The 26,735-nt window shown below is 70.5% G+C and carries 24 protein-coding genes; 15 read left to right on the top strand and 9 right to left on the bottom strand.

Annotated features, from left to right (window positions below):
• Positions 1 to 83 precede the first annotated feature (83 nt).
• Together LY41_RS15970 and LY41_RS15965 are read left to right on the top strand one after the other, a co-directional pair.
• Positions 84 to 1,268: a hypothetical protein gene (locus tag LY41_RS15970; protein ID WP_253864821.1), complete on the top strand. Its 1,185-nt coding sequence runs from the start codon at positions 84 to 86 to the stop codon at positions 1,266 to 1,268.
• Positions 1,269 to 1,328: 60 nt separating this feature from the next.
• Complete coding sequence (locus tag LY41_RS15965) at positions 1,329 to 2,081, top strand: enoyl-CoA hydratase (RefSeq protein ID WP_253864820.1); 753 nt, start codon at positions 1,329 to 1,331, stop codon at positions 2,079 to 2,081.
• A 31-nt stretch (positions 2,082 to 2,112) separates the two neighbouring features.
• On the opposite strand, the gene LY41_RS15960 is transcribed toward LY41_RS15965, so the two are convergent.
• From LY41_RS15960 to LY41_RS15950, 3 genes are all read right to left on the bottom strand, one after another.
• Complete coding sequence (locus LY41_RS15960; RefSeq protein WP_253864819.1) at positions 2,113 to 2,340, bottom strand: DUF5703 family protein; 228 nt, start codon at positions 2,338 to 2,340, stop codon at positions 2,113 to 2,115.
• A complete protein-coding gene (locus LY41_RS15955; RefSeq protein WP_253865058.1) occupies positions 2,337 to 3,305 on the bottom strand; it encodes a YncE family protein in 969 nt (322 codons plus the stop codon). Before LY41_RS15955 ends, LY41_RS15960 begins: the two co-directional genes overlap by 4 nt.
• A gap of 89 nt (positions 3,306 to 3,394) precedes the next feature.
• Positions 3,395 to 4,396 (bottom strand): aldo/keto reductase, encoded by a 1,002-nt coding sequence (locus tag LY41_RS15950; protein WP_253864818.1) that lies wholly within the window; start codon positions 4,394 to 4,396, stop codon positions 3,395 to 3,397.
• A gap of 86 nt (positions 4,397 to 4,482) precedes the next feature.
• On the opposite strand from LY41_RS15950, the gene LY41_RS15945 reads away from it, so the two are divergent.
• The 4 genes from LY41_RS15945 to LY41_RS15930 are packed head-to-tail and all read left to right on the top strand — an operon-like array spanning position 4,483 to position 9,168.
• Positions 4,483 to 5,529: an LLM class F420-dependent oxidoreductase gene (locus LY41_RS15945; protein ID WP_253864817.1), complete on the top strand. Its 1,047-nt coding sequence runs from the start codon at positions 4,483 to 4,485 to the stop codon at positions 5,527 to 5,529.
• On the top strand, positions 5,529 to 6,368 hold the full coding sequence (locus LY41_RS15940) for an undecaprenyl-diphosphate phosphatase (protein ID WP_253864816.1): 840 nt from the start codon (positions 5,529 to 5,531) through the stop codon (positions 6,366 to 6,368). Before LY41_RS15945 ends, LY41_RS15940 begins: the two co-directional genes overlap by 1 nt.
• 32 nt (positions 6,369 to 6,400) lie before the next feature.
• The gene (locus LY41_RS15935; RefSeq protein ID WP_253864815.1) at positions 6,401 to 7,126 is read left to right on the top strand and encodes a histidine phosphatase family protein; all 726 of its coding nucleotides are present in this window, start codon (positions 6,401 to 6,403) and stop codon (positions 7,124 to 7,126) included.
• Positions 7,123 to 9,168, top strand: coding sequence for a M3 family metallopeptidase (locus LY41_RS15930; protein ID WP_253864814.1), 2,046 nt, complete (start codon positions 7,123 to 7,125; stop codon positions 9,166 to 9,168). Before LY41_RS15935 ends, LY41_RS15930 begins: the two co-directional genes overlap by 4 nt.
• A 162-nt stretch (positions 9,169 to 9,330) precedes the next feature.
• Here LY41_RS15930 and LY41_RS15925 read toward each other — a convergent pair whose 3' ends face one another.
• Both LY41_RS15925 and LY41_RS15920 read right to left on the bottom strand, forming a co-directional pair.
• Complete coding sequence (locus LY41_RS15925; protein ID WP_253864813.1) at positions 9,331 to 10,320, bottom strand: malate dehydrogenase; 990 nt, start codon at positions 10,318 to 10,320, stop codon at positions 9,331 to 9,333.
• 46 nt (positions 10,321 to 10,366) lie between these two features.
• Positions 10,367 to 12,484: an FUSC family protein gene (locus LY41_RS15920; RefSeq protein WP_253864812.1), complete on the bottom strand. Its 2,118-nt coding sequence runs from the start codon at positions 12,482 to 12,484 to the stop codon at positions 10,367 to 10,369.
• 228 nt (positions 12,485 to 12,712) lie between these two features.
• Between LY41_RS15920 and LY41_RS15915 the strand changes: the two genes are divergently transcribed.
• Positions 12,713 to 13,207 carry a DUF6069 family protein gene (locus LY41_RS15915; RefSeq protein ID WP_253864811.1) on the top strand — a complete coding sequence of 165 codons (495 nt, stop codon included), beginning with the start codon at positions 12,713 to 12,715 and terminating at the stop codon, positions 13,205 to 13,207.
• Between the two features lie 54 nt (positions 13,208 to 13,261).
• Here the strand turns inward: LY41_RS15915 and LY41_RS15910 are convergent, their stop codons facing one another.
• The gene (locus tag LY41_RS15910) at positions 13,262 to 14,134 is read right to left on the bottom strand and encodes a M55 family metallopeptidase (RefSeq protein ID WP_253864810.1); all 873 of its coding nucleotides are present in this window, start codon (positions 14,132 to 14,134) and stop codon (positions 13,262 to 13,264) included.
• On the opposite strand from LY41_RS15910, the gene LY41_RS15905 reads away from it, so the two are divergent.
• The 6 genes from LY41_RS15905 (at position 14,133) to mptB (ending at position 21,895) form a co-directional block, all read left to right on the top strand.
• Positions 14,133 to 14,603 carry a hypothetical protein gene (locus tag LY41_RS15905; RefSeq protein WP_253864809.1) on the top strand — a complete coding sequence of 157 codons (471 nt, stop codon included), beginning with the start codon at positions 14,133 to 14,135 and terminating at the stop codon, positions 14,601 to 14,603. The two genes, LY41_RS15910 and LY41_RS15905, sit on opposite strands and share 2 nt — an antisense overlap.
• Positions 14,604 to 14,816: 213 nt before the next feature.
• Complete coding sequence (locus LY41_RS15900) at positions 14,817 to 16,637, top strand: ABC transporter substrate-binding protein (RefSeq protein ID WP_253864808.1); 1,821 nt, start codon at positions 14,817 to 14,819, stop codon at positions 16,635 to 16,637.
• A gap of 10 nt (positions 16,638 to 16,647) precedes the next feature.
• Positions 16,648 to 17,667, top strand: coding sequence for an ABC transporter permease (locus LY41_RS15895; protein ID WP_253864807.1), 1,020 nt, complete (start codon positions 16,648 to 16,650; stop codon positions 17,665 to 17,667).
• Positions 17,664 to 18,545 carry an ABC transporter permease gene (locus tag LY41_RS15890; RefSeq protein WP_253864806.1) on the top strand — a complete coding sequence of 294 codons (882 nt, stop codon included), beginning with the start codon at positions 17,664 to 17,666 and terminating at the stop codon, positions 18,543 to 18,545. Before LY41_RS15895 ends, LY41_RS15890 begins: the two co-directional genes overlap by 4 nt.
• A complete protein-coding gene (locus tag LY41_RS15885; protein WP_253864805.1) occupies positions 18,542 to 20,179 on the top strand; it encodes a dipeptide ABC transporter ATP-binding protein in 1,638 nt (545 codons plus the stop codon). Before LY41_RS15890 ends, LY41_RS15885 begins: the two co-directional genes overlap by 4 nt.
• Positions 20,180 to 20,287: 108 nt before the next feature.
• On the top strand, positions 20,288 to 21,895 hold the full coding sequence (gene mptB, locus LY41_RS15880; protein ID WP_253864804.1) for a polyprenol phosphomannose-dependent alpha 1,6 mannosyltransferase MptB: 1,608 nt from the start codon (positions 20,288 to 20,290) through the stop codon (positions 21,893 to 21,895).
• On the opposite strand, the gene LY41_RS15875 is transcribed toward mptB, so the two are convergent.
• Genes LY41_RS15875 through LY41_RS15865 form a run of 3 tightly spaced genes read right to left on the bottom strand, consistent with a single transcriptional unit; the run spans position 21,864 to position 25,209 of the window.
• Positions 21,864 to 22,280 (bottom strand): TIGR03668 family PPOX class F420-dependent oxidoreductase, encoded by a 417-nt coding sequence (locus LY41_RS15875; RefSeq protein WP_253864803.1) that lies wholly within the window; start codon positions 22,278 to 22,280, stop codon positions 21,864 to 21,866. The genes mptB and LY41_RS15875 overlap by 32 nt on opposite strands.
• A gap of 29 nt (positions 22,281 to 22,309) precedes the next feature.
• Positions 22,310 to 23,203, bottom strand: coding sequence for a S66 peptidase family protein (locus LY41_RS15870; protein ID WP_253864802.1), 894 nt, complete (start codon positions 23,201 to 23,203; stop codon positions 22,310 to 22,312).
• On the bottom strand, positions 23,200 to 25,209 hold the full coding sequence (locus LY41_RS15865; RefSeq protein ID WP_253864801.1) for an alpha/beta hydrolase family protein: 2,010 nt from the start codon (positions 25,207 to 25,209) through the stop codon (positions 23,200 to 23,202). The genes LY41_RS15870 and LY41_RS15865 overlap by 4 nt, the downstream gene beginning before the upstream one ends.
• 105 nt (positions 25,210 to 25,314) lie before the next feature.
• On the opposite strand from LY41_RS15865, the gene LY41_RS15860 reads away from it, so the two are divergent.
• Together LY41_RS15860 and LY41_RS15855 are read left to right on the top strand one after the other, a co-directional pair.
• Positions 25,315 to 25,893: a DUF3090 domain-containing protein gene (locus LY41_RS15860; RefSeq protein ID WP_253864800.1), complete on the top strand. Its 579-nt coding sequence runs from the start codon at positions 25,315 to 25,317 to the stop codon at positions 25,891 to 25,893.
• Between the two features lie 6 nt (positions 25,894 to 25,899).
• Positions 25,900 to 26,724: an SCO1664 family protein gene (locus LY41_RS15855; protein ID WP_253864799.1), complete on the top strand. Its 825-nt coding sequence runs from the start codon at positions 25,900 to 25,902 to the stop codon at positions 26,722 to 26,724.
• The last annotated feature ends 11 nt before the right edge of the window (positions 26,725 to 26,735 follow it).

The following is a 26,735-nucleotide window of genomic DNA, read 5'->3' as shown; positions in this document are numbered from 1 at the left end:
GGGACATCATCCGTGCGGGAAGAAAAACTCACCGTGAAGGCCACAGCAAACCATCCGATGTGACCGAGTACGCTCCCGGGGCCATGAGCTCCGCAACACAGCGTGTGTACCTGCACATCGGGCTACCCAAGACCGGAACGACATCGCTGCAGGAACTGTTGTGGCACAACCAGGGCACCCTCACCGCCGACGGCGTGTCGTTCCCCGGTCACGACCTGGGGGCGCATCACCGGGCGGTCGCGGACGTGCATCCCGGTCGCTACGGCAGCTGGAAGGAGAAGCGCACGCCCGGCTCGTGGGACTGGCTGGTCGAACAGGCCAGGGCGTTCGACGGAGCGACGCTGATCTCCTCCGAACTGCTGGCGCCTGCGAGCCCCGAAGAGGCTGAACGGGTCGTCTCCTCGTTGTCCTTCGCCGAGGTGCACATCGTGTGCACCGTGCGCGACCTCGCGCGCCAGATCCCGTCGGTGTGGCAGGAGAACGTCAAGACTCGCCAGAGCACGTCGTACCCCGACCTGCTGGCAGCACTCCGCAGCGCCGAACTGGACCACACGGCACGGCTGTTCTGGGACTACCAGGACCTGCCGCGCGTGCTGAGGACCTGGGGGGCCGGAATCCCGGCCGACCGCGTCCATGTGGTCACGGTTCCGCCCCGCGGCGGCCGTCCGGACGTGCTGTGGGAACGGTTCGCCGGGCTGCTCGGCCTCGACCCTGCGAAGTACGAGACGGACATCCCGCACTACGGCAACTTCTCGCTCGGCTATCCGGAGACGGAGTTCCTCCGCCGGATCAACGCGTCGCTGCCGGACCGGTTCCCGTGGCTGCAGTACGCCCGCAGGGTCAAGGACGACTTCGCCGCGCACACGCTCAGCGCACGCAGCGGCCGCGGCAGTATCCCGTTGCCGAAACAGGACCAGGACTGGGTGCATGACACCGCCGAGCGCCACATCGCGGAGGTGCGCGGCGCCGGCTACGACGTCGTGGGCGACCTCGAGGACCTGCGGCCCGTCGCGCCGCGCGGCGACGAGCCCGCTTCGGCCGACGAACTGACACCGACCGAAGCGGAGATCGGCGAGATCGCGATGGAATCGGTCACCGATCTGCTCCGCCATCCCGCCGGGTCGCGCCGGATGATGAAGCGCAAGCCGCCGCAGCCGGCGAAGGCGCTCCGGCTGCGGCAGTTCGTGATGCGCATGTCGGATCAGTACCCCCAGGTCATGGCGGCACGCCGGACGTACTGGCGGGTGCGCGCCAAGCTCGGTCGCTGACCGGTTCGAACACCTCGCGAGCCCGCAGCAGGCACCGGCGGGCGGGATGGAGCACGTGGCATGAGCAGAGTGGCGCTCACCGGCACGGATGGCCGATGGACCCTCACCCTGACCGATCCGGACCGGCGCAACTGCCTCGATGACGTCACCTGCCGTGAGCTCGGCGAAGCGATCGACACGGTCGCTGCAGCCGACGACGCGCGCACCCTCGTCGTGGCGGGGGAGGGGAAGGCGTTCTGTGCGGGTGCCGATCTGCCCGCGCTGTTCGGTGATGCCTCCGAACGTGCGGTCGGTGAACTGCGCAGGCACCTGCACTCGGTGTACGACAGCTTTCTGCGCCTGCGCCGGCTGGAGATCCCGACGGTCGCAGCCGTGCAGGGCGCGGCCGTCGGGGCCGGCCTGAACCTGGCGATGGCGTGTGACATCCGCGTCGCGAGCCCGCACGCGTCGTTCGCTGCGACGTTCTCGCGGATCGGACTGCACCCGGGCGGCGGATGCACGTGGTTCCTCGTCGATGCACTGGGGCCGCAGCGGGCGATGGCGTTGCTGCTCGACGGTGCCGCGCTGGACGGCCAGGCGGCCGTCCAGCAGGGCCTGGCGCTGGAACTCGCCGAGGATCCGCTCACGCGGGCCCACGAGCTGACGGACCGCTGGGCCGAGCACGATCCGGCGCTGACGCGGGACATCAAGACGGCCGTGGGGATCGCCGCGAGCGGCGATTTCGACGCCACGTTGGAGTTCGAGGCGTGGGCACAGGCCTCCAGCGCAACGGGGCCGAAGATCCGGGAGGTCGTGGAGCGCTTCCGGCAGTGAGCGGCGCCGGCGGTGAGCGCCGGCGAACCGGTCAGGCCACGAAGTCCGGCGAGGTCAGCAGGTCACGGTTGCGACGGCGACGCCGCAGCCACACCCGGCGCGTGCCGTCGGAGTAGAGCCGCACGGTGGACAGTTCCCAGCCGGTGAACTCGGCCTGGACGGCCAGCTGCACGGATGCGGTCACGCGGGAGACACCCGGCGGGAGCTGGACCCGCTGGTACTCCCAATCGTCGTCGACCACCGCTTCCGCACTCGTCATGGCGTGATCACCTGGATACCTTCCCCGGCTGCCGAACCGATGACGACCTGCGACGTCCGTTCGTCGACGGTAACGGAATCGGGCTGGCGAACGGTGGGGAGCCGGAACTTTTCCTCCGGTTGTCCGCCGCGTACGTCGTAGCCGACGACCTCGTTGCGCTCGGTGAGCGTGACCCAGGCGAGGTGGCGGCGGGAGTCGTAGGCGATGCCGTAGGCGCCGCCGTCGACCGGGTGCCGCTGGCGCAGCAGCAGCGGTTCGGTGTCGAAGGCGAGGAGTGCGCCGTTGCGGGCGTCGGTGACCAGCACGCGGCCGTACTCGTCGGTGGTGGCTTGGGCCGCTCCCTGGCCGGCCCTGAGTCCCTCGCCGATGGTGGCGTCGGTGACGTCGACCGAGAAGGCGGCGGTGCGCAGCCGGTCGAGTACGAGCGCGTCGCCGTCGCCGACGAGGACGTCGTCGGCGCTGTAGAGCTCTCCGCGGATGGTCCGCAGCGGCCGGTCGTCGGCATCGAGCACCTGGACCGCCTTCGCATCGCGCAGCGCCACGAGTGTCCGGTCGCCGTGAGCGGCGACGCCCGTGGGGGCGCCGTCGAGCTCGACGACGTCGGCCTCGGCCACGGCGGCGTCGATGCGGGCGAAGGCCCCGGCATCCGGCATGGTGGCGACGATGTCGCCGTCGATGGCGCGCAGGCTCGTGACCTCGCCCGGCAGTGACACGGTGCGTGGTTCGGCGCCGAGCCGGCCGAGGTCGTAGAGCTGCACGGCATCCTGCCCCGTCAGCGCCGCGGCGAGCGTGCCGTCCGCGGCAGCCACCGCGGTGACGTCGCCGTCGGCCGGTACGACCCGGCCCGTGGGCTTCTCGGTCGTTGCGGGCGAGGATGCGGCGGCTGCCCGTTCCGGGTTCTCGACGACCTGCAGCTGGTCGCCACCTGCGTCGGAGCAGCCGGTGAGCAGGAGCGCGGCGGCGATCGTGAGGGCGGCCGGCCGGCGCCGGCGCCGAGGTGCTCCGGCGGGGTCCGGTCGGCCGGCCTGCGACGGGTGGTATGCGGGTGCGGCGGTCACGGGGAGTCCTCGGTGGGGTCGGCGGGTTCGGACGCGCCCGGCCGTGCGGAGGTGCTGTCATCGGCGGGCCTGCTGACGTCGTCGAGCGCGCCGCGGATGGCGTCCGGCAACGTCAGTTCCTCGGCGGCGAGGGATCCGGCGAGCTGGATGGCGTCACGGGCGCCGACGACGGGAGCGACGACGCCGGGCCGGTCGCGGACCCAGGCCAGTGCGACCGCCAGGGGCGAGGTGCCGAGGCCGTCTGCCGCCGTCGCGACGGCTTCGACGATGCGGCTTGCACGGTCGGTGCGGTGGTGGTCGACGTAGCCGCCGTACGTGGTGGAGGCGCCGCGGGAGTCGGCGGGAGTGCCGCCGCGGTACTTGCCGGTCAGTACGCCGCGTCCGAGCGGTGCCCAGGGCAGCAGGCCGATGCCGTGGTGGCCCGCGGCGGGCACGATCTCCCGTTCGGCAGTGCGCTCGAGCAGGGAGTACTCGCTCTGGGTGGACACGATGCGCGTGGTGCGCAGGCCGCACGCCGCGGTCGCCAGTTGCCAGCCCGCGTAGTTGGATACGCCGACGTAGCGCACCTTTCCGCTGGTGACGGCGTCCTCGAGAGTGGAAAGCGTTTCCTCGAGCGGGACGGCCGGGTCCCAGGCGTGCACCTGCCACAGGTCGATGTGGTCGACCCCGAGGCGCCGCAGCGAGCCGTCGAGTGCGGCGAGCAGGGAGCCGCGGGACGCGCCGCCGCCGAACGGTCCGGACTCGCGGCGGGCGGCGGCCTTCGTGGCGAGCACGATGTCCTCGCGGGGAACGAGGTCGGCCAGCAGGGAGCCGAGGACGCGTTCACTCTCGCCGTCCCCGTAGACGTCGGCCGTGTCGACGAGCGTGCCTCCCGCGTCGACGAAGGCCACGAGCTGGTTGGCGGCTTCTTCGGCGTCGGTGCCGGTGCCCCAGGACAACGTGCCGAGGCCGATGCGGGACACCTGCGCGCCCGAGGCGCCGAGCGGGCGACATTCCATGGCTGCCCAGCGTAGTCATCACCCGTACGGGAGATTGACCAAGGCGCCATCGGCGGCCCGTCCGGCCACCGATAGTGTCGCTGCCCGTGCGACTGGGTTTGAACCTCGGCTACTGGGGCGCCGGGAACGACGCGAGCAATCTGACACTGGCGAAGCATGCCGACGAGCTGGGCTTTTCCGTCGTGTGGGCGGCGGAGGCGTACGGCTCCGATGCGCCGACCGTGCTGTCGTGGGTGGCGGCACAGACGTCGAGCATCGATGTGGGCAGTGCGGTGCTGCAGATCCCCGCGCGGACGCCGGCGACGACCGCGATGACCGCTGCGACGCTCGACTCACTGTCCGGCGGCCGGTTCCGGCTGGGACTGGGGGTGTCGGGCCCGCAGGTGTCGGAGGGGTGGCACGGCGTGCGGTTCGCATCGCCGCTGGGCCGAACGCGCGAGTACATGGACATCGTCCGCACGGCGCTGCGCCGCGAGCGAGTCTCCTACGAGGGCGAGCACTTCCGGCTGCCGTTGCCGGACGGGCCGGGCAAGACGCTGCGGCTGACCGTGCACCCGGTGCGCGAGCACGTCCCGATGTATCTGGCCGCCATCGGCCCGAAGAATGTCGAGTTGACCGGTGAGCTCGCCGACGGCTGGCTGCCGGTGTTCTTCTCGCCCGAACACGCCGGTGACCAGCTCGCGCAGCTGCGGGCGGGTGCGGAGAAGTCGGGCCGCGATCTGTCGTCGTTCGACATCGCGCCGACCGTGCCGCTCGTGCCGGGCGAGGACTGGCGGGTGTGTGCCGACTCGGTGCGCGCGTACGCGGCGCTGTATCTGGGCGGCATGGGCAGCAAGGAGAAGAACTTCTACAACCGGCTCGCGGCGCGGATGGGCTTCGAGGCCGAGGCGGCCGAGGTGCAGGAGAAGTTCCTGGCGAAGGATCATGCGGGGGCGATGGCGGCGGTGCCCGCCGAGTTCCTGGATGCGACGTCGTTGCTCGGGCCGAAGGAGCGGATCGCCGAGCGGCTGGCCGCGTTCGCCGAGGCCGGTGCGACGACGGTGAGCCTGTCGCCGTTCGTGGCCCCTGAGCAGGGTGCCGACGCGCTGCGCACGGCCTCCGAGGCGCTGGAGCTGGCGGGGGTGGCCTGCTGATGGGGTGGTTCGAGGCTCTCGTTCTGGGCATCGTCCAGGGGCTGACCGAGTTCCTGCCGGTCTCGTCGAGTGCGCACCTGCGGGTGACGGCGGCGTTCGCGGGCTGGGGTGACCCGGGTGCGGCGTTCACCGCGGTCACGCAGATCGGCACCGAGCTGGCGGTGCTGCTGTACTTCGGGAAGAAGATCGGCAGCATCCTGAAGAACTGGTTCTTCTCGATCTACAAGGCCGAGTACCGCCGCCATCCGGACGCGCGGATGGGCTGGCTGATCATCGTGGGTTCGATTCCGATCGGCGTGCTGGGCCTGCTGTTCGAGGAGCAGATCGGGCATGTGTTCCGTGACCTGCGGCTCATCGCGACGACGCTGATCGTGTTCGGCATCTTCCTGCTGCTCGCGGACCGGATGGGCAGGCAGGATCGTGATCTGGACCAGCTGACCGTCAAGCACGGTCTGACGTACGGGTTCTTCCAGGCGCTCGCGCTCGTTCCCGGGGTGTCCCGATCCGGTGGCACGATCACCGGTGGCCGGTTGATGGGCTACAACCGTTCTGCGGCGGCGGAGTACTCGTTCCTGCTCGCGGTGCCCGCGGTGCTCGCGTCCGGTTTCTACAAGCTCGCCGACATCGGCGACGGGCAGGGGCCGGCGTGGGGACCGACGCTCCTCGCCACTGCCGTGGCGTTCGGCGTGGGGTTCGCCGTGATCGCGTGGCTGATGTCCTACATCAGGCGGCATTCGTTCCTGCCGTTCGTGATCTACCGCGTGGCGCTGGGCCTGCTGCTGTACGTGCTGGTGTTCACCGGCGTACTCGACCCGAACGCCGGTCCGGTGGAGAGCTGATCGACAGGTGGTGTCGGCGTAGGGTGACGGGCGTGGGAACCGTCATTCTGTTGCGGCACGGCCGGTCGAGCGCCAACGGCTCGGGCGTGCTCGCCGGGCGCATGCCGAGGGTCGGACTGGACGACACGGGGCGCGGGCAGGCACAGCAGCTGGTGGACCGTCTCGCGGACGTGCCGCTGGCCGCGCTCGTGTCGTCGCCGTTGCTGCGGTGCAAGCAGACGCTCGAACCGCTCGCGAAGGCGCGCGGGCTCACGCGGGTGGCCGAGTCGCGGTTATCCGAAGTGGACTACGGCGACTGGACCGGCCGGGAGCTGAAGACGCTGGCGAAGGAGCCGCTGTGGCGGGTCGTGCAGGACCACCCGTCGGCGGCCGTGTTTCCCGGTGGGGAGGGTCTGGCCGGCGTGCAGGCCCGCGCGGTGGCGGCCGTGCGCGAGCATGACGCGCGGCTGACCGCCGAGCACGGTGAGCACGTCGTGTGGGCGCTGTGCAGCCACGGCGACGTGATCAAGTCGATCCTCGCCGATGCGCTCGGCCAGCATCTCGACGGGTTTCAGCGCATCGTCGTCGACCCGGGTTCGCTGTCGGTCGTGCGCTACAGCGAGACCCGGCCGTTCGTGGTGCGCATCAACGACAACGCGGGCGATCTCAGCGGCGTCGTTCCCCCGAAACCCACCAAGCGCGGCCGCAGGCGCGGGAGGAGCGCGGGCACTTCCGACGCCGTTCCCGGCGGCACCACTGGACGAAAGGACAACGCGTGACCGACAACCCGCTGCTGGCGCCGAGCGACCTGCCGTACGGGCTGCCGCCGTTCGATCGCATCTCCGACGAGCATTTCCTGCCTGCCTTCGAGACGGCGCTGGCCGAGCACCGGGCGGAGATCGGGGCGATCGCCGGTGATCCGGAGCCGCCGACGTTCGAGAACACGATCGTCGCGCTCGAGTGTTCGGGACAGTTGCTGCACCGCGTGTCCCAGATCCTGTTCAACCTGACCGCGGCCGATGCCACGGATGCGCGCCGGGAGGTGCAGACCGAGGTGGCTCCGCGGCTGGCGGTCCATTCGGACGAGATCCACCTCAACGCCGCGTTGTTCGCTCGCGTCGACGCGGTGCACGCCCGGCGGGAGGAGCTCGACCTCACCCCCGAGCAGGACTGGTTGCTGCACCGCACCCACATCGCGTTCCGCCGTGCCGGTGCGGACCTGGCCGACGACAAGCAGACGCGGCTGCGGGAGCTGAACGAGGAGTTGTCGCGGCTGGAGACCCGGTTCCAGGACAACTTGCTGGCCGACACCAACGAGTTGGCCGTGCTGGTGTCCACACGTGACGAACTGGCGGGCCTGTCCGAGGACGCGATCGCCGCGGCGGCCGAGGCGGCCACCGCGCGGGGTGAGGACGGCAAGTACCTGCTGACACTCGTGCTGCCGTCGGCCCAGCCGGTACTGGCTTCGCTGGAGAACCGGGAGTTGCGCAAGCGGGTCTTCCGCGCCTCGGTCTCGCGGGCCGGGCGGGGTAACGACCACGACAACAAGGACGTCCTGACGACGATCGTGCGGTTGCGGGCCGAGCGCGCAGCCGTGCTCGGCTACCCGCACCACGCGGCGTACATGATCGAGGATCAGACCGCCGGGTCGTCCGATGCCGCGGTGTCCATGCTGGAGCGGCTGGCACCGGCCGCGGTCGTCAACGCGAACGCCGAAGCCGCCGAGCTGCAGGAGGAGCTGACCGCCGACGGCATCGAGGGCGAATTGCAGCCCTGGGACTGGGCCTATTACGCCGAGCGGGTCCGCAAGCGCAAGTACGACATCGACGAGGCCGCGCTGCGGCCGTACTTCGAGCTGGAGCGGGTGCTGGTCGACGGTGTGTTCCATGCCGCGGGCAAGCTCTACGGGCTCACGTTCGCCGAGCGGCGGGACCTGTCCGGCTACCACCCGGACGTGCGGGTGTGGGAGGTGTTCGACGCCGACGGCGAGGCGCTCGGCCTGTATCTGGGCGACTACTTCACGCGGGACGCCAAGCGGGGCGGGGCGTGGATGAACAATCTCGTCGAGCAGTCGCGGCTGCTGGGGCAGCGTCCGGTCGTGGTGAACAACTTGAACATCACCAAGCCGCCGGAGGGTGAGCCGGCGCTGCTGACCTACGACGAGGTGATCACGCTTTTCCACGAGTTCGGTCACGCCCTGCACGGACTGGTGTCCGATGTGGAGTACCAGTCGCTGGAGGGCACGAACGTGCCGCGCGACTTCGTCGAGTTCCCGTCGCAGGTCAACGAGATGTGGGCGTTGTGGCCGGAGGTGCTGGCGAACTACGCGCGCCACCACCGCACCGGTGAGCCGCTGCCGCAGGAGACGGCGGCGAAGCTGGAGGAGGCGAGCCGGTACGGCGAAGGGTTCCGCACCACGGAGTACCTCGCGGCCGCGTTGCTCGACCTCGCGTGGCACACGCTCGGCGCGGATGCCGAGGTGGCGGATGCCGACCGGTTCGAGGCCGAGGCGTTGCAGAAGGCGGGCGTGGCGCTGGCGACCGTTCCACCGCGCTACCGCAGCACCTACTTCGCCCACGTGTTCAGCAACGCCTACTCGGCCGGCTACTACTCCTACATCTGGTCCGAGGTGCTCGATGCGGACTCGGTGGAGTGGTTCCGTGGCAGCGGCGGGCTGACGCGGGAGAACGGCGATCGGTTCCGCACCGAGCTGCTTGCCAAGGGCGGCAGTGTCGACCCGATGGAGGCGTTCCGCGCCTTCCGCGGCCGTGATCCACAGCTGCAGCCGCTGCTCGAACGCCGGGGCCTGACCGCCGCATGACCCGGTCGCAGTGAATCGGCGTCCCGTTGCCGACGCTGGAGTGAACAGCTCTGCGCTCGAGTGACCGGGTATTCGACACGGCCGCACAACGAGAGCCGCACCACGAGAAAGGGGCCGCCGGAACGGTGAGTCGTTCCGGCGGCCCCTGTGCGGGAGACGCGATCAGACCAGTCCGAGCTGCCTGACCGTGTCGCGCTCCTCGGTGAGTTCCTTGACCGACGCGTCGATCTTGCCGCGGGAGAACTCGTCGATCTCCAGGCCCTGGACGATCTCGTACTTGCCGCCGGAGGTCGTGACCGGGAACGAGGAGATGATGCCCTCGGGCACGTCGTAGGACCCGTCCGACGGGATGCCCATCGAGACCCAGTCGCCCTCGGAGGTGCCGTTGACCCAGTCGTGGACGTGGTCGATGGCGGCGTTGGCCGCCGACGCGGCCGACGAGGCGCCACGGGCCTCGATGATCTCCGCGCCGCGCTTGGCCACGCGCGGGATGAACTCGTCCTCGAGCCATGTCTGGTCGCCCACGGCCTGCGCGGCGTTCTTGCCGTCGACCTCGGCGTGGAAGATGTCCGGGTACTGCGTGGCGGAGTGGTTGCCCCAGATCGTGAGCTTCTTGATGTCGGCCACGCCCACGCCGAGCTTGGTGGCCAGCTGCGCCGCGGCACGGTTGTGGTCCAGCCGCGTCATCGCGGTGAAGCGCTCCTTGGGCACGTCGGGTGCGTGTGCCTGGGCGATCAGCGCGTTCGTGTTGGCGGGGTTGCCGACCACGAGGATCTTCACGTCGTCGGCGGCACCCGCGTTGATGGCCTCGCCCTGCGGCTTGAAGATGCCGCCGTTGGCCTCGAGCAGGTCACCGCGCTCCATGCCCTTGGCACGGGGACGGGCGCCGACGAGCAGGCCGACGTTGGTGCCGTCGAAGGCGTCCTTCGCGTTGTCGAAGATGTCGACACCGGCCAGCAGCGGGAACGCGCAGTCCTCGAGCTCCAGCGCGGTGCCCTCGGCCGCCGTCACTGCCTGCGGAATCTCCAGCAACCGCAGCTTGACCGGCGTGTCCTGGCCGAGCAGTTGACCGGACGCGATGCGGAACAGCAGCGCGTAACCGATCTGGCCGGCGGCGCCGGTGACGGTGACGTTGACAGGGGCCTGGGTCATAACGTTCTCCTGCTGATGAGTTCATTCAGTGCGTGTACCCGGGATGCTATCCGGGGGTTTCGCCGTCCGGTGGGTGCGTCGCCTCACCTGTACCGATTGAGCCGGGCCGAGGTGTGACGCCGAACGCTTTTCCGAGTGCTCCGACGGCGTCGTCGAGCTTCGCGAAACTCGCGAGCACGACCCGGACCGTAGGCTCGTCCTCAGGGCGGACGATGTCGTCACCGGGCGGTGGTTCGATGTGGCCAGGGGAGCCGGGGGAGCGGATGGCGTCGAGCAACGTGTCGATGTTGAGGATGATCCTGGTCTCGACACCGCCCAGCCGGTCGTCGAGCGCGAGCAGGCCCGGCCGGGCACGGGCCGCGATGTGCCGCGCCCGGAACGCGACGGCATCGAGGGTGTCGAGCACGTACCAGCCGTAGTCGCGGCGTGCCGCGCGCAGGCTGATCGGGTGGGTCAGCGGTTCGACGGCCGCGCGGACCTGTTCGACGTCCCGGTCCAGCGTGCGCGACAACTCGATGACGTTGACGTTGTCCACACCGGTCAGCAGGGTGTGGGCCTGCGTCACGTACTCCCGCAGGTCCTCGAGCGTGGTCGCGACGTCGTCGAGCATGACCGCCCTCGTGCGGACCGGCACGATCACGACGGCCGCCAGTACGCCGGCCACCGCGCCGACGGCCGTCTCCGCGAGGCGGACGCCGAGCACGTCGATACTGAACGTGCCGAGGATGCTGTAGAGCAGGCCGAGCATGGTCGTGATGAAGAACGTCATCACGATCTGTGACGTGCGTGCGAAGAACATCATGCCGAACACGCACACGAGGACCAGCACGATCGTCGCGGGCACGTTCCCGGCCACGGTGATGGCGCACAGGGCGCCCGCGAAGATCCCGACGACCGTGCCCACGACGCGGCGCGCGCTCTTGACCAGCGTCGCACCCGCACTCGACGTGCCGAGGAAGACGACGAACACGGTCAGCACCGCCCAGTACCACCGCTGGTGTGACACCAGTTCGCCGCCGATGACGGCCAGGCCACCGCCGAGCACCGCCTGGATGGCACTGCGGGTCTGGTTGTCGTAGGCGAACACCCGGGTGCGTTCCGGCTCGCCGGCCTCCGGTGATTCGGGTTCGGCCGAGAAGTCGCGTTCGGCGATGCGCTGGGCGTTCAGATCGGCAAGGGCGAGTTCGGCGATCGCCCGGCGCACGTCGTCACCGGGCTCGGTCCGGTCGCCCAGCCTGCTGCCGCTGACGAGCAGTTCGCTGAATTCCTCGGTGTCGCTGATGATCGGCAGTTCACGCGGATCGCGTTCGATGAGGGAGCGGAAACGGTGCAGCCGCGTGACCAGGTCGTCGCGCACCGCCTCGTCGAGGTTCTCGCCGCACACCCTGCGCGTGATGAGCGCGAGCCACTGCGCACCCAGTTCGACCTCCAGCGCCCGCCTCCGCAGCAGCGCTGCCGCCTGTGGATCGTCGAAGACGTCGCCGATCGTGTCCTCGATGAGCAGAACGGACTCGTGCAGCCGGTCGCCTGCGCGGCGGAGCTGCTTGCCGGTGCGCTGCGTGCCGCCCGCGGCGAGGTGGTTCGCAGTGGCCGCGACGCAGGCGCTGAGCCTGGTGCGGAACGACCGGCGGACCGCGAGCAACTCGCGGTCCGCCCTGCGCGGCAGCAGCACGAAACGCACGATCGCGTTCGCTCCCAGGCCGACGGCGAGCGCCAGCAGCAGCATCGGCACCTGGTCGAGCCGCGTCTGCAGGAACATCGCGAAGAAGAACAGGAAGAACGGGGCGGACCCGAGCGCGATGCCGCGGGGGCCGAACCGCTGCGCGTAGACCGCCACGAAGATCAGCAGTACGAACACGACACTGTCGAGCGGTGGTACGGCCTGGCCGAGACTCGCGGACGTCAGCGCGAGAGAGCCGACGACGAGCACGAGCCCGAGCGACACGGCCTGCCCGGCGGGCTCCGGATCGCTGATCGTGAACGCCGCCATCAGCGCGCCGACCGAGCCGACGAGGACGACGGGCAACGGCGGGCCGAGCACAGCGAGGACGGAGACCGTGATCCCGATGCCGAGCACCGCCGACAGTGCGCGGCGGCCTCGGCTCCATCCGGGATCCGAGGCGCGGAGCCGGTCGACCCCGGTCTCGAGCACCCGGCCGATCATCGGCACCGTCCCGGGGACACCGCACGGAGGCCACCACCTCCGCACGCGTCGGCGCTCTTCCTGCAACGGGAACCGATGTGAGCCACGCGCCACACCGTAGACCGCAGGCGGCCGGGTCCCGGCGACACCGCCGCCGGCCCGCGTGAACGTCCCCTGATGGAGTACTTCCCCTGATGGGATGCAGCGTCGAGTCGCGGGATCGCTGCGCTGCGTTTACCGTCAGTCATGGTGAGCAGCTACTACGGATCCGACGGCTACGAGTCCCACGGCGGGTACGGCGACTACCGCCACTCCGACTCGGCGAAACCGCACGTGAACGCCGGCACGCTGTGGGCGGGCGGGGCCGCGACCGCGCTCGTCGCCGCGCTGGTCGGGGTCGTCGCCACCCTGGTCGTCACGGGCGTCTTCGACATTCCCGTGATCGCTCCGGCCACCGCCGACGGCGCCGTCGACTACATCGGCGCGGTCTGGCTGGCCGGCTTCGGCGTCGTCGGTTCACTGCTGGCCACCGCCCTGGCGCACCTGCTGCTGCTCGTCGCACCGCGGCCGATGGCGTTCCTCGGCTGGATCGTCGGCCTCGTGACGGTCGTGTTCGCCGTGTGGCCGTTCACCATCGCCGTCGACATCGAGGTGCAGGTCGCCAGTGCGCTGGTGTACGTCGTCATGGGTATCGCCATCGGCTCGCTCGTCACCGGCATGGCCACCAAGGCACTCGACGACTGACGCGTGCGTCGCCCGCTGCGGCGCGGTCGGCCGGGCCGCAGCGGGCGTTCCGCCTCAGCCGTACTTGCCCTGCACCGCGCCGTCGGCGATCGAGGTGACGACCTTGAACGCCTTCATCGCCTCGGTCATCGTCTCGGCCTCGAACGCGATCCGCCGCAGTCCGGTCTCGGCCACGGTCGGCACCGCGGCGGCGGCCTGTGCGAGATGGCTGGCGTCGAACTCGATCTCGATCCGGTGCCGGGAGACGACCGGTTCGGCCCGTCCCGCACGGCGCATCGACCGCTCGGCGGCTTCGGCGATCCGGGCTGCGGTGACCGACGGCGGGTCGCACACCGCGGCGTAGCGGCTCACGCATTCCTTGACGACGACGTGCTCGGCCTCGCGCGCGTACTCGGCGGCATCGGCACACGCCCGGTCGTCGCCGGTGACCACGAGGATCGGCACCCCGTACTCGGCCGCCAGCGCCGTGTTGAGCCTGCCTTCGCTGGCGGGCGCTTCGTCGAGCCACACGCCCGTGATGTGCGCGGGCAGATAGGTGTGCGACAGCACGCCCTCACAGCCGGATCCCGCGTGATAACCGAGCAGGACCGCGCCGTCCACACCGGAATCGATGCCCTCCATCATGGACAGGGGCTTGTGCCTGCCGGTCAGCAGCCGCGCGCGGGTGTCGAGGTCTTCCAAGAGCAGATTCCGCTGCGACAGATGCGCCTCGTTGACGAGGACTCCGCCGGCTCCGCCTGCGCACGCCCCGGCGACCGTGGCGTTCACGTCGCCGGTCAGCATCGTGCGGAACCGCTGCCATTGTTCGGTCCCGGGTACGACGTCGTCGGTCCACGTGACGCCGGTGACGCCTTCCATGTCGGCGGAGATCAGGACGCTCGGCCCCGCGGTGCGGCCGGACTCGTTCGCGGGCACAGGCTGTGTCATGGGCACAGGCTACGACGCCGACGGACGCGAAAGGATCATGCCGTCCGCGGTGTCGGATTCGGCGCGAATCGGCCTATCCTGGAGCATGCCTGCCGGCGTGCTGGTGCACGCTGCGATCTTCGTTGCGCCGACGATCGTGGTCCTGCTCATCCTGTGGCTGCCGGGAGCGGCCCGGCGGGCCGCCCTCCGGCACCGGGCGGCCGGAGGCTGGTTCCCGCGCCGCCGTGCCGTCGAGGTGGTGGCCGCCGACCTGCGCCGCGCCCACCGCGACCTCGAGGACCTCGATTCCGACGCGTCCCGTTCCCGGTGGAGCAAGGCCTGTGCCCGCTACGACGCGGTGCTGGCCGAGGCCTGCGCCATCGCCGACGTCCCGTGCGACCGGCTCCACGACACCACCGGACTCGACCGCGACATCGCACGCCTCGAGCTGGAGGAGGCGCTCATCCGGCGCGGCCTGGCCCCGCACTGACGCACCAGCGCGTCGAGTGCCGCGCCGGAACGGTTCCGGGACGGCTTTCCTACTTCCGTCTGCTTCCGCTGGGCAACCCGTGTGGAAATCGTTGACAGCACATTCGTGGGAGTGGTTACTTTCCCGCTTCGGGCAAATCCTCCACAAACAACTCCCTCCCACGACAACCCTCCGGCAAAAACAGCAACCCTCCGGTGATAACGAGGTGCAACAGTGCGATTCAGTCGTTCTCGGCGTGGCCGAGCCGTATTCGCCGCCCTCCTGACGCCCCTGCTGGTCGCGGGGCCGTTCACCCCCGCCGCCGGTGCGCAGGAAACCGACGACGGTGACGAGTCGGTGCTCCGTGTCGCGTTGGTACAGGAGATCGATCACCTCAACCCGTTCACCGCGAGCTTCTCCTCCAGCGCGATGATCGGCCGGATGACGTGGGAGTTCATGACTCCGCCGTCCGCCGAGGACGCCACGCCCACCCCGGGTGTGGCCTCGGGGTGGGAGTCGTCCGAGGACGGCCTGACGTGGACGTACACGATCAATCCGGATCTGACGTGGTCCGACGGTAAGGACGTCACGTCCGAAGACGTGAAGTACACCTTCGAGAAGATCATGAACGACCCGGTGGCCGCGGAGGCCAACGGCAGCTACGTCGAGAACTTCGAGGAGGTCACCGCGCCCGACGAGGACACCGTGAAGGTCCGGACCTCCGAGCCGCAGGCGAGCATGACCGCGCTCGACATCCCGATCGTGCCCGAGCACATCTGGTCCGGGGTGGAGGACTTCTCCGCCCCGAGAACCGACACCCTCGAATTCGTCGGCGTGGGCAGCGGCCCGTTCGTGATCGGCGAGTACCAGCCGAACCGCTTCGTCAAGCTCGAGGCGAACGAGCATTTCTGGCGCGGCGAGGTCGCGGTCGACGAACTGCAGTTCATCCGGTTCGAGAACGCCGACGCCGCGGTCTCGGCGTTGCAGAGCGGAGAGGTCGATTTCGTCAACCGCCTCACGCCGGCACAGTTCGAGACGCTGGAAGGTACCGACGGCGTCACGACGAACTCCGCCAACGGGCGCCGGTTCAGCGAGCTCATGATCAACCCGGGCGCCGAGAACCAGGCCGGCGACCGGATCGGCAACGGCCACCCGGCGCTGCGGGAGCAGAAGGTGCGCCAGGCGATCGCCTACGCGATCGACCCGGAGACGCTCGTCGACCGTGTGCTGGGTGGATACGGCCAACTGCCCGGCGGCCTCGTTCCGCCGATCTACGAGAAGTACCACTACGAACCGTCCGACGAGGACAGGTACACGTTCGATCCGGACCGTGCGAACCGGATGCTGGACGAGGCCGGCTACGAGAAGGGACCCGACGGCGTCCGGCGCGACGACAGCGGCGACCCCCTCGAACTGCGTCTGACCGGGCGCTCCAGTGAGGACTTCGACGTCCGCGCGGCCGACTTCATCGCGGGCTGGCTCGGCGACGTCGGCATCCGTGTCACGAAGAATCTGGTGTCCGACAACCAGGTGGACGAGCAGACGACCGCCGCCGATTACGACCTCGCGCTGTCCGGCTGGGGTACGAGCCCCGACCCGGACTACATCCTCGCGAAGCAGACGTGCGACGCGCTGCCCACGTCGGAGGGCAACAGCAACAGCAGCGCGTTCTACTGCGACCCGGCCTACGACGAGCTGTACCGCCGGCAGCTCGCCGAGATGGACACCGCCAAGCGGGCCACGCTCGTCAAGCAGGCCCAGGAGATGTACTACGAGGCCGCACCGAGTGTGATCATCGGCTACGAGCAGGCGCTCGAGGCCTACCGCTCCGACCGGTGGGACGGCTTCCCGCGCCAGCCCGAGGGCGAGGGCGCGATCATGGAGCAGAGCGGGTACTGGGGCTTCGCCGGCGCAGAGCCCGTCGAAGGCGGCGGCGACGGCGGCGGCATGCCGACCGGTGCGTGGGTGGCCATCGGCGCGGTCGCGCTGATCGTGGTCGCCGGCGGCGGCACGGTGCTGGCGCGCCGCAAGGGTTCCGCGGAAGACCGGGAATAGGTAGCGCCCGGTGACCACGAGCCCGACCGAGCAGCACGCCGCCGACCCCGACGAGCGACGCAGCGGCACCTCCACGGTGCGGTACGTCGCAGGCAAGGTCGGCGGCGCGCTGGTCAGTCTCGTCTTCGTCGTGGCGCTGGGCTTCTTCCTGTTCCGGATGATCCCCGGCGACCCGCTCGTGACGATGACCCGCGAACGTCCGACCGGCCCGGAACAGCTGGCACACCTGCGCGAGCGGTTGGGACTGGACCAGCCCGTCTGGCAGCAGTTCCTCGATTACGTCGGCGGGCTGGTGCAGGGCGATTTCGGCACGTCCTACATGCACCGTCGGCCGGTGGCCGAGATGATCGCCGAACGAGTCGCGCCCACGCTGTTGCTGGTCGGCACCGCGACGGTGCTGGCCGTGCTGCTGGGGCTCTGGCTCGGGGTGCGGGCGGCGTGGCGCCGGGGCGGCATGTTCGACCGCACGCAGACCGGTATCGCGCTCGCGCTGTGGTCGATGCCGCAGTTCTGGCTCGGCCTGCTGCTGCTCATCGCCACCCAGGGCGTGTTCCCGAGCCGGGGCATGACCTCGGTCGATCCGCCGGACGGCTTCGCGCTGCAGGCACTCGACGTCGGCTGGCATCTGACGCTGCCCTGCTTGACGTTGTTACTGGTGATATATGCCCAGTACATGCTGGTCATGCGTTCGTCCCTGCTCGAGGAGATGGGCGCCGATTATCTGCGGACGGCCCGTGCCAAGGGCCTGCGCGACGACCTGGTGCGCAGGCGGCACGCCGTACCCAACGCGTTGCTGCCGACGATGACGCTGATCTTCCTGCAGTTCGGCATGGTCGTGTCCGGCACGGTGACCGTCGAGGCGGTGTTCTCGTGGCCGGGGCTGGGCCTGCTCACCTACGAGTCGTTGCGCGGGCCTGATCTGCCCGTGCTGCAAGGAGTGTTCGTGATTCTCGCCGGTTCGGTGATCGTGATGAATCTGGTCGCCGACCTGCTGTACCGCGTCGTCGACCCGCGGGTGCGTGCCTCGTGAGCGCGCCGGTGTGGGCGCGCAGGCGCGCAGCCGCGGTGCAGGCGTGGCGGGAGTTCCGGACGAACACCGGCGGCCTGCTCGGAGCCGCGTTCATCGCGCTGCTGGTGGTGTTCTCCCTCCTCGCCCCGCTGCTGATCGACCAGGACGGACTGAACGTCGTCACGGCCACGGGAAGCCCACTCGAACCGCCGAGCGGTGCCTACTGGCTCGGGACGGACGAATCCGGCCGGTCGGTGCTGCTGCTGACGCTGTGGGGCGCGCGGGTGTCACTGCTGGTCGGGTTCGCGGCGACGCTGCTGTCGGTGGTCGTGGGCACGCTCGTCGGTGTGGTGTCGGCCCACTTCGGCGGGTGGATCTCGGCGGTGCTGATGCGCATCACCGACTTCTTCCTGGTGCTGCCTGCGCTGGTGCTGGCGGCCGTGCTGATGGCCGTGCTGCCCAAATCCATGTGGACGGTGATCATGGCGATCGGCGTCACCTCGTGGCCGACCACCGCGAGGCTGGTGCGCGCGCAGACGCTGTCGGTGGAGAGCAGGCCGTACATCGAACGGTCGAAGGCACTCGGCGGCGGGCACACGCACATCATCGGCAAACACGTGCTGCCGTCGGTGCTGCCGCTCGTGTTCGCGAACACGACCCTCGTCGTCGGCGGGTCGATCATCGCCGAGTCGACGCTGGCGTTCCTCGGCATGTCCGGGCCCGAGATCTCCTGGGGTTCGATGCTCGACCGTGCCAACCAGTCGGGCGCGGTGACGGCGGGGGCCTGGTGGTACCTGCTGCCGCCCGGTGTCGCGATCGTGCTGGTCGTGCTCTCGTTCACGCTCGTCGGACGTGCACTCGAAACCGTGCTCAACCCGCGCCTGAAGGGGGACCGGTGACACCGTTACTCGAACTGCAGGACCTCGGTGTCACGTACCGGACCGCCGGCGGTGAGGTGGAGGCGGTGCGCGGCGTCGACCTCGCCCTGGAGCCGGGCGAGACGGTCGGCATCGCGGGCGAGTCCGGTTCCGGCAAGTCCACGGTCGTGGCGAGCGTACTGCGGCTGCTGCCGAAGTCGGCGAAGGTCACCGGCCGGGTGCTGCTCGACGGCGAGGACGTCGGTGCGATGCGCTGGGGCAGGTTGCGGGCCGCGCGGTGGTCGGAGGCATCGGTGGTGTTCCAGGGCGCCATGCACGCGCTCAACCCGGTGCGGCGCGTGGGCAAGCAGATCGCCGAACCGCTGCGGCTGCACACCGGGGCGAGTGCGGCCGAGGCCGAGGCACGCGTACACGAACTGTTGGCGCAGGTGGACCTGTCCGCGGCGAAGGCGAAGGCGTACCCGCACGAGCTGTCGGGCGGGCAGAAGCAACGCGTGATGATCGCGATGGCGCTGGCCTGCGCCCCGCAACTCGTCATCGCCGACGAACCGACCACCGCGCTGGACGTGATCGTGCAGGCACAGGTGCTCGACCTGCTCGGCAGGCTGGTCGAGGAACGCGGCATCGGCCTCGTGTTCATCACGCACGACCTGTCGGTGCTGGCCGCGACCTGCAGCCGGATCGCGGTCATGTATCAGGGGCTGATCGTCGAGACCGGGAACGCGAAGGAGGTCATCACCGCACCGCGGCACGAGCACACGAAGGCGCTGGCTGCTGCCTTCCCCGAGGTCGGCGACCCGGTGTCGCGGTACGCGCCCGCCACGGCGGAACCGCTGCCGGAGGAAGGGGAGCGGGACCCGCAGTCGCCGGTGCTGCTGTCGGCGCGGGAGCTGCGGGTGCACTTCCGCGACCGCGCCGGGTCCGCCGTGGCCGCGGTGGGCGGTGTCGACCTCGACGTGCGGCGGGACGAGATCGTCGCGCTCGTCGGACAGTCCGGCTCGGGCAAGACGACGCTCGCGAGGACACTGCTCGGCCTGCAGAAGCCGACGGCGGGCGGCGTGTACTACGACGGTGGACCCGTGCCGACGTCCGCGTCCGGGCTGCGGGACTACCGGCGCCGCGTCCAACTGGTGCTGCAGGATCCCAACAGCGCGCTCAACCCGCGGCACACGGTGTACGAGTCGGTGGCCGAAGGCCCGCGCATTCACGGGCTGGACGCCGATGAACCCGGCACCGTGGTGGCCGCGCTCGAGGCCGCCGAACTCAGGCCCGCCGAGCAGTATCTGACGCGGTTGCCGCACGAGCTGTCCGGTGGGCAACGCCAGCGTGTGGTCATCGCCGGTGCACTGGCGCTGAACCCGAGCGTGCTGGTGGCCGACGAACCGGTCGCGTCGCTGGATGCCTCGGTGCGCGGCGAGATCCTCGGGCTGTTGCTGCGGCTGCGCAGGCAGCTGGGCCTCGCGGGCCTGGTGATCACGCACGACCTCGGCCTGGCGTGGAACATCGCCGACCGGGTGGCCGTGATGTACCGCGGCGAACTCGTGGAGGTCGGACCGGTGGAGCAGGTGCTGCTCGAACCGCGGCACGACTACACCCGGGCTCTGCTCGCGGCGATGCCCTCGCCCGAGCCCGACGACGTGTGGCCTGCGGGGTGAGCCGGGCGGCGGCCCGTGCGACCGGAATACGCCGATACGCGTAGTGACTCCGGATACATCGGGTGATATCAGGGAGCCCGAGCGTGGTGTGTAACCTCAAAACCTAGTATGGCGACCACCACCGACCCCGTGCCCGGCGCCGGAACCCGGACCGGGAAGGGCCTTGCGGACACGTTCATCCCGGCCGACCCGGAGAGCGGCACGGGACGGTTTCCGCTGCGCACAACGCTCATGGGCGTGGTCGGCAGCGTCCTGGTCCTGATCGCGTCCTTCGGTGCGGCCGGGGTACTCGTGCACGACCCGGTGCTGAGCCAGGGCCCGCTGTCGTGGATCCGGTACGGCCACGGCAAGGTCCTCATGACAGGGCTGCTGTACGTCGGGTTCGGTCTCGTCGTGTGGGCGTGGGTCCGGCTCGGTCGGCACGTGCTGGCAGGCCGGGTCGGTGCGCGCCCGGTGGTGATCGCCGCGCTGTCCTGGATGGCGCCGTTACTGGTCGCGCCGCCGCTGTTCACCCGCGACGTCTTCTCGTACCTCGGCCAGGGGGCACAGCTGCTGCACGGGCTCGATCCGTACGCCTACGGCCCGGCCGCGCTCGACACCCTGCCCACGGTCGTGGAGAACGTACATCCGTTGTGGCAGACGACCCCGGCACCGTACGGTCCGCTGTTCCTGTGGATCTCGCAGCACATCGTGGGTGCCACGGGCGAGAACGTCATCGCCGGCGTGATCGTCACCCGGCTGGTACTGCTGGTGGGCCTGGCCGCAGTGCTGTGGGCACTGCCGAAGCTGGTCCGCAAGCTCGGCGGCAACCTCGCCGTGACGATGTGGCTCGCGGTGGCCAGCCCGATGATGGTCATCCACCTCGTCGGCGGACCTCACAACGACCTGCTGATGCTCGGTTTCCTGGCCGTCGGCGTGCTGCTGGCCCTCGACCGCAAGCACGCGCTCGCGGTCGGGCTCGTGACCGTGGGGATGCTGATCAAGCCGACGGCCGCGATCGCCCTGCCGTTCCTGGTGTGGATCTGGGCGAACCACCTGCCGGCCGAACGCAGTCTGTGCCGGCGCTTCGTCGCGGCCGTGACTCCTGCGCTGGGCATCTTCGGCGCGGTGTTCGTCGCCGGAACGTGGGCGTCGCTCGGCTCGTTCAACCTCGGCTGGTTCGCGGGCTTGTCCGCGCCGCAGATCATCGTCAACTGGCTGAACTTCCCGAGTGGCGTCGGCGAGGCCGTGCACACCCTCGTCAAGACGATCGTCGACGTCCCGCCGGGTCCGTTCGTCGACGTCGCCCGCGGCCTGGGCTGGCTGGCGCTCGCCGCCATCGCGGTGCGGCAGTGGTGGCTGGCACGGCACGGCGACGACAACACGACGATTTTCCGGATGGGGATCGCGCTGCTGACCGTGGCGATCTTCGCGCCGCCGACGCTGCCGTGGTACCTCACCTGGGGTTTCGTGGTCCTGGCTCTGTTCCGCTGGAAGCGCACGCACCTGGCGGCGGTTGTCGGGATCAGCGTGTTCCTCGTGCTCGTGTACTACCCGACGGGTGAGCAGAGCCTGTACCACTGGTGGTTCATCGTGGGCGTCGTCGCGGCGAGCCTCTACGCAGCCGCGTCGCTGCTCAAACCCGATCCGCTGGGGCTCGTCGCCGCGTGGCGGCGGCCGGACGTGCGCCGCCCCGAGCTGCCGCTCAGCTCGCCGACCAGCCGCTCCAGCCGCTGACGGCGATCACCACGACCGGCCCCTGCGGCGGCGTGTCCTCGTACTGCGGGTAGCGCGCCGTCAGGGCACGGATCGCGGGCATGCGGTCGGCCCCGTCGTCGTGCACCGTCGCCGTGCCGTCGGCCCGCGCCCACCAGAGCCTGCGCCAGTCGTCCTCGTAGTGATCGACCAGCAGCGACACCCGCGGATTCGCCGCGATGTTGCGCAGCCGCCGCAGGTTCGACGTCGACTTGGGCTTGTCGTCGATCGCGAACACCACGGTGTCGCCCTCGACCGCGAACGTCACCGGCACGAGGTGGGGCACGCCGTCGACGTCGGCGGTGGCCAGCGTCGCCACCCGGGCCGCGGCGAACCGGGAACGGGCATCGACCGGATCGAGTTTCATACCCCGAGAGTAAGGCCGGTCGGCACCGGTCAGGGATGGACCACCAGGTGTGCGGCGTCGGCGTCCAGTTCCGCAGGGGCGCCGAGCGGGAGTGTCAACGCGCCCCGGTGGTGGCCGAAACCGAGCTCCCACACCATCGGTACGTCGAGGTGGCCGAGCCGTTCCAGGAGGAGTGCTTCGACCTCCCGCGGGTCACCGCACTCGGCCCACGACCCCAGGGCGATCCCGGCGACGCCGTCGAACCAATCGGATCGCAGCAGCTGCGTCAGCATCCGGTCGATCCGGTAGACCTCCTCGCCGACGTCCTCGAGCAGTGCGATCGCTCCGGCCGCGTGCTGCTGCTCGGGTGTGCCCGCGCTCGCGGCGAGCAGGCTGAGGTTGCCGCCGACCGTGTGGCCGGTGGCCGTGCCGCCGAGGAGCGTGCGCGCGTCCGGACCGCGGATCGTCCGCGTGGCGGCGGGATGGAACAGCGCCTCGCGCAGGCTCTCGGCGGCGACGGAGTCGAAATGGGCCGAGGCCGGCATGGTCGAGAACACCGTCGGGCCGCCGAGGTGGTGGGCGAGGGCGGCGTGCAGTGCGGTGATGTCGCTCGACCCGGCGAAGAGCTTCGGGCCGGCCGCCCGGACGGCGTCCCAGTCGACCAGGTCGATCATGCGCTGGGCGCCGTACCCACCCCGTGCAGCCACGACCGCCGCGACGTCGTCACGCGTCCAGGCGCTGGTGAAATCGGCCGCGCGCTGCTCGTCCGTTCCCGCGAGGTACGGATACCGCGGATGCCGCGCCCGTACCCCGTCGAACACGTCGACCCGCAGTCCCCACGCGGTGAACGCAGTGACCGCCTGATCCACGAGCTCCCCACTGATGGGCCCCGACGGGGCGACCAGCGCCACGGTGTCACCCGGCTGGAGGGCGCGCGGCGTCATCGGCGCAACTCCAGCGCCGGAACGTCGGGGGTGCCGAAGCCGAACACCTGCCCGTAGAACGCCAGCTCCGCCTCCAGTGCGGCGACGATCGTCGCCGCACTGCGGAAGCCGTGTTGCTCCCCCTCGAACGGGAGATAGGCGTGCGGGATTCCGCTGCCCTCCAGCGCCGCGATGAACCGTTCGGCCTGATCGGGCGGGCAGATCTCGTCGTCGAGACCCTGCAGCATCAGCACCGGGCCGGCCAGGTCGTCGAGGTGGTGGAGAGGGGAGCGGTCCCGGTACCGCCGGATCGTCTCCGGCAGCGGCCCGACGAGCCCGTACACGTACTGCGCTTCGAAATCGTGCACCTCGCCGCCGTCACCCGTCCACTCCGCCAGATCGAGGATCGGGAACTTGACCGTCGCCGCACGATAGGTGCCGGTCGTCGTCATCGACGCCGCCGACGTGAACCCGCCTGCACTGCCGCCACGGATCGCGATCCGCTCCGGGTCGGCCGTGCCCTCCTCGACGAGGGTGCGGGCGACGGCGGCGCAGTCGGCAACGTCCACCACGCCCCACTGCTCGCGCAGCCGCTCCCGGTAGTGCCGGCCGTAGCCGACGGACCCGCCGTAGTCGACGGCCACGACACCGATGCCCCTACTGGTGAAGTAGGAGAAGTCCAGGTCGAGCACCGCGTAGTTGCGGCCGGTCGGGCCACCGTGGGCGTGCACCAGGTACGGCGGGCGTTCGTCGTCCGGGCCCGCACATTCCGGGTGCCGCGGCGGGTAGACGTAGGCCGGCACCGCGTGGCCGTCGGCGGTGCGGAACGTGCGCTCCTGCGGCACCGACAGGTACTCCGCGGGCGGCAGCTCCGGCTCTGGGGTGAGGTGTTCGACCGTGCCGTCATCGGGCCGCACGCGCACGACGGTGTTCTCCGTGTGGGGCCCCGCCGCGATACCGACGACGTCACCGCCGGCGACCGCGAGCGACGGTGCCCACGCCGTCAGTTCCGGGGCGACGGGGGTGAGCGTCCCCGAGGTCGTGTCGAGGACGGCCAACCGGCCGGACGCCAGCACCGCATACCGGTCCCGGTCGAGCGGTGCCAGCCAGCGCGCGCCCGTCTTCCACAGCGCCCCGCCGAGTTCGGCCTCGACCGGGGCGATCGCCTCGAACCCGGTGCCGCCGGCGGCACCGGCCAACGACACCCGGTGCAGGTTCCACCAGCCCGACGGATCGGCCAGTGCGAGCAGCTCGCCCGCAGGCCCCCACGTCAGTTGGCACACCGACACGCCGTCGCCGCCCGCCACGACGCGGTGCGGTCCCAACGCGCCGTCGCCGTCGACCTCGGCCACGCACACGGCCGTCTCGTCCCACGGCATCGACGGGTGGTCCCAGCCCAACCAGGCGGCGCGGCGGCCGTCGGGGGAGAGCTGCGGTGCGGTGAGGAAGTGGTGGGTGGCGGCCAGGGACCGGACCTCACCGTCGCGGCTCACGGCGATCAGGTCGCGGGAGACGTCGGTACGGCGGGATCCGGTCGCGGTCTCCCGTACCGCCCACACGGCGCCGTCGGCTCCGGGGCGCAGGTCGCCGTACCGGACGCCGTGCGGGACGGCGGGCTCGGGCGTCAGCGGCCGCACCCGGCCGTCGGAGTCGGCACCGGCGGAACCGCCCGGTAGCGGCGCCGCATAGATGCGCTGATCGTCCCAATGGGTGAACGCGAGTGTGTCGCCGACCACCGTCCACGGCCTGCCGCCGTACTCGTGGAGGCGGTTCCGGACGTTCCACGGCGGCGCCAGCACGTCCTCGGCGCGGCCGTCGTCGCCGATGCGCACCAGCGCGACCCTGCCTCCCTCGGCAGGCCGGGCCTCGGCCCACCACACCGCGGGGCCCGCACCCGTGTCCCGGTCGCCGTGCACCGGGCCGGGTCCGTGCACGACATCGAGCCACTGGGGTGTCGCACCAGCGGCGGCGACGGCGGCGGCGGTGATCGGGGACGGCCAGGTACCGAACGGAGCGATCGCAGGCATGAGCGCCACTGTAGGGCAACGACCGGCGCAGTCGGGGCAGGATCGTGCGATGATCCGCCCCCGGGCGAGACCCGGTGTGGAAGTTGGCTTAAGGTCGGGGGTGCCATGGCTCGTGTCATCCACGTCTTCCGCCAGCCCGACCGGTTCGTCGCAGGAACCGTCGGGGAACCCGGCGATCGCACCTTCTACCTGCAAGCCTCCGAGGACACGCGCACGATCAGCGTGACCATCGAGAAGCAGCAGGTATCCGTGCTCGCCGAACGTCTGAGCTCGCTGCTCGAGGAGATCGCCAGCAGATTCGACGCCGAGGTGCCGGAGGAGGCCCCGGACGAACTGCTCGACAACGAACCACTCAACGTGCCGGTCGAGGAGGAATTCCAGGTCGGCACGATGGGCCTGGGCTGGGACGCCGAGAGTCAGGCCGTCGTGGTCGAGCTGCTCGCCGTGACCGAGGGCGAAGTCGACGAGACCGTCGTGCTCGACGACACCGAGGAAGGCCCGGACGCCGTGCGGGTGTTCCTGAGCCCGCCCGCGGCACGCGCGTTCGCGGCCCGCGCCGACCGGGTCGTCAGCGCGGGCCGGAAACCGTGTCCGCTCTGCAGTGAGCCGCTCGACCCCGCCGGCCACATCTGCCCGCGGCAGAACGGCTACCGGCGCGATTCGGAACTCACCGACGAGAGCTGAGCCGAGGTGGCAGAGGCGCACAGTGAGCCCGGCCGGCCCGTCGACCCGGCGGACCCGGCCGTCGCCGAGCTGATCACACGCGGGGACCTCGAAGTCCGGGGCCGGATCGTCGACGCGTCGAACCTGACCGTGTTCGGCACCGTGGAACTCGACGGTGCCGTCGCCGATGTGGTGTACAAGCCGGTGTCGGGTGAACGGCCCCTCTGGGACTTCCCCGACGGCACGCTGGCAGGCCGGGAGGTCGCCACCGCACTGATCGCCGAGGCCGCCGAGATCGGCCGGGTGTCGCCGACCGTGTTGCGCGACGGCCCGTTCGGCGAAGGCATGGTGCAGCTCTGGATCGACGTCACCGAACGCGAACTGGTCGACGTCGTCGCCCCCGAGGAGTTGCCCGACGACTGGCGCGTCGTCCTCCGGGCCGAGGACCAGGAGGGGCAGCCACTCGTCGTCGCGCACGCCGACGACCCCGAACTGCGCGAACTGGCGATCCTCGACATCGTCGTGAACAACACCGACCGCAAGGGTGGCCACATCCTGCCGGGACCCGACGGGCGGATTTACGGCATCGACCACGGCATCTGCCTCCACACCGACCCGAAGCTGCGTACCGTGCTGTGGGGCTGGGCGGGCGAACCGCTCGGCGACGACGTGCTCGACAAGCTGCGCAAACTCCGCTGGGCACTCGACCGCGACCTGGGCGCCTCGCTGTCGCAGCACCTGACGCGCGAGGAAGTCACGGCGCTCACCACGCGGGTCGACGGCCTGGTCGAGGCCGGCACGTTCCCGGTCCCCAGCGGCGCCTGGCGCGCGATTCCCTGGCCACTGTTCTGAAACGGCCACCG

The organism is Prauserella halophila, from assembly GCF_024171895.1.
GTDB classification, from domain to species: Bacteria; Actinomycetota; Actinomycetes; order Mycobacteriales; family Pseudonocardiaceae; genus Prauserella; species Prauserella halophila.
This window is presented reverse-complemented; position numbering and strand designations above follow the sequence as displayed.

Bases quoted from the DNA above. Each gene is read 5' to 3' on its own strand.
- LY41_RS15970 (WP_253864821.1), top strand. From the start codon at position 84: ATGAGCTCCGCAACACAGCGTGTGTACCTGCACATCGGGCTACCCAAG.
- LY41_RS15965 (WP_253864820.1), top strand. From the start codon at position 1,329: ATGAGCAGAGTGGCGCTCACCGGCACGGATGGCCGATGGACCCTCACC.
- LY41_RS15960 (WP_253864819.1), bottom strand. From the start codon at position 2,340: ATGACGAGTGCGGAAGCGGTGGTCGACGACGATTGGGAGTACCAGCGG.
- LY41_RS15950 (WP_253864818.1), bottom strand. From the start codon at position 4,396: ATGGAATGTCGCCCGCTCGGCGCCTCGGGCGCGCAGGTGTCCCGCATC.
- LY41_RS15940 (WP_253864816.1), top strand. From the start codon at position 5,529: ATGGGGTGGTTCGAGGCTCTCGTTCTGGGCATCGTCCAGGGGCTGACC.
- LY41_RS15925 (WP_253864813.1), bottom strand. From the start codon at position 10,320: ATGACCCAGGCCCCTGTCAACGTCACCGTCACCGGCGCCGCCGGCCAG.
- LY41_RS15920 (WP_253864812.1), bottom strand. From the start codon at position 12,484: ATGATCGGCCGGGTGCTCGAGACCGGGGTCGACCGGCTCCGCGCCTCG.
- LY41_RS15905 (WP_253864809.1), top strand. From the start codon at position 14,133: ATGGGCACAGGCTACGACGCCGACGGACGCGAAAGGATCATGCCGTCC.
- LY41_RS15910 (WP_253864810.1), bottom strand. From the start codon at position 14,134: ATGACACAGCCTGTGCCCGCGAACGAGTCCGGCCGCACCGCGGGGCCG.
- mptB (WP_253864804.1), top strand. From the start codon at position 20,288: ATGGCGACCACCACCGACCCCGTGCCCGGCGCCGGAACCCGGACCGGG.
- LY41_RS15875 (WP_253864803.1), bottom strand. From the start codon at position 22,280: ATGAAACTCGATCCGGTCGATGCCCGTTCCCGGTTCGCCGCGGCCCGG.
- LY41_RS15870 (WP_253864802.1), bottom strand. From the start codon at position 23,203: ATGACGCCGCGCGCCCTCCAGCCGGGTGACACCGTGGCGCTGGTCGCC.
- LY41_RS15865 (WP_253864801.1), bottom strand. From the start codon at position 25,209: ATGCCTGCGATCGCTCCGTTCGGTACCTGGCCGTCCCCGATCACCGCC.
- LY41_RS15860 (WP_253864800.1), top strand. From the start codon at position 25,315: ATGGCTCGTGTCATCCACGTCTTCCGCCAGCCCGACCGGTTCGTCGCA.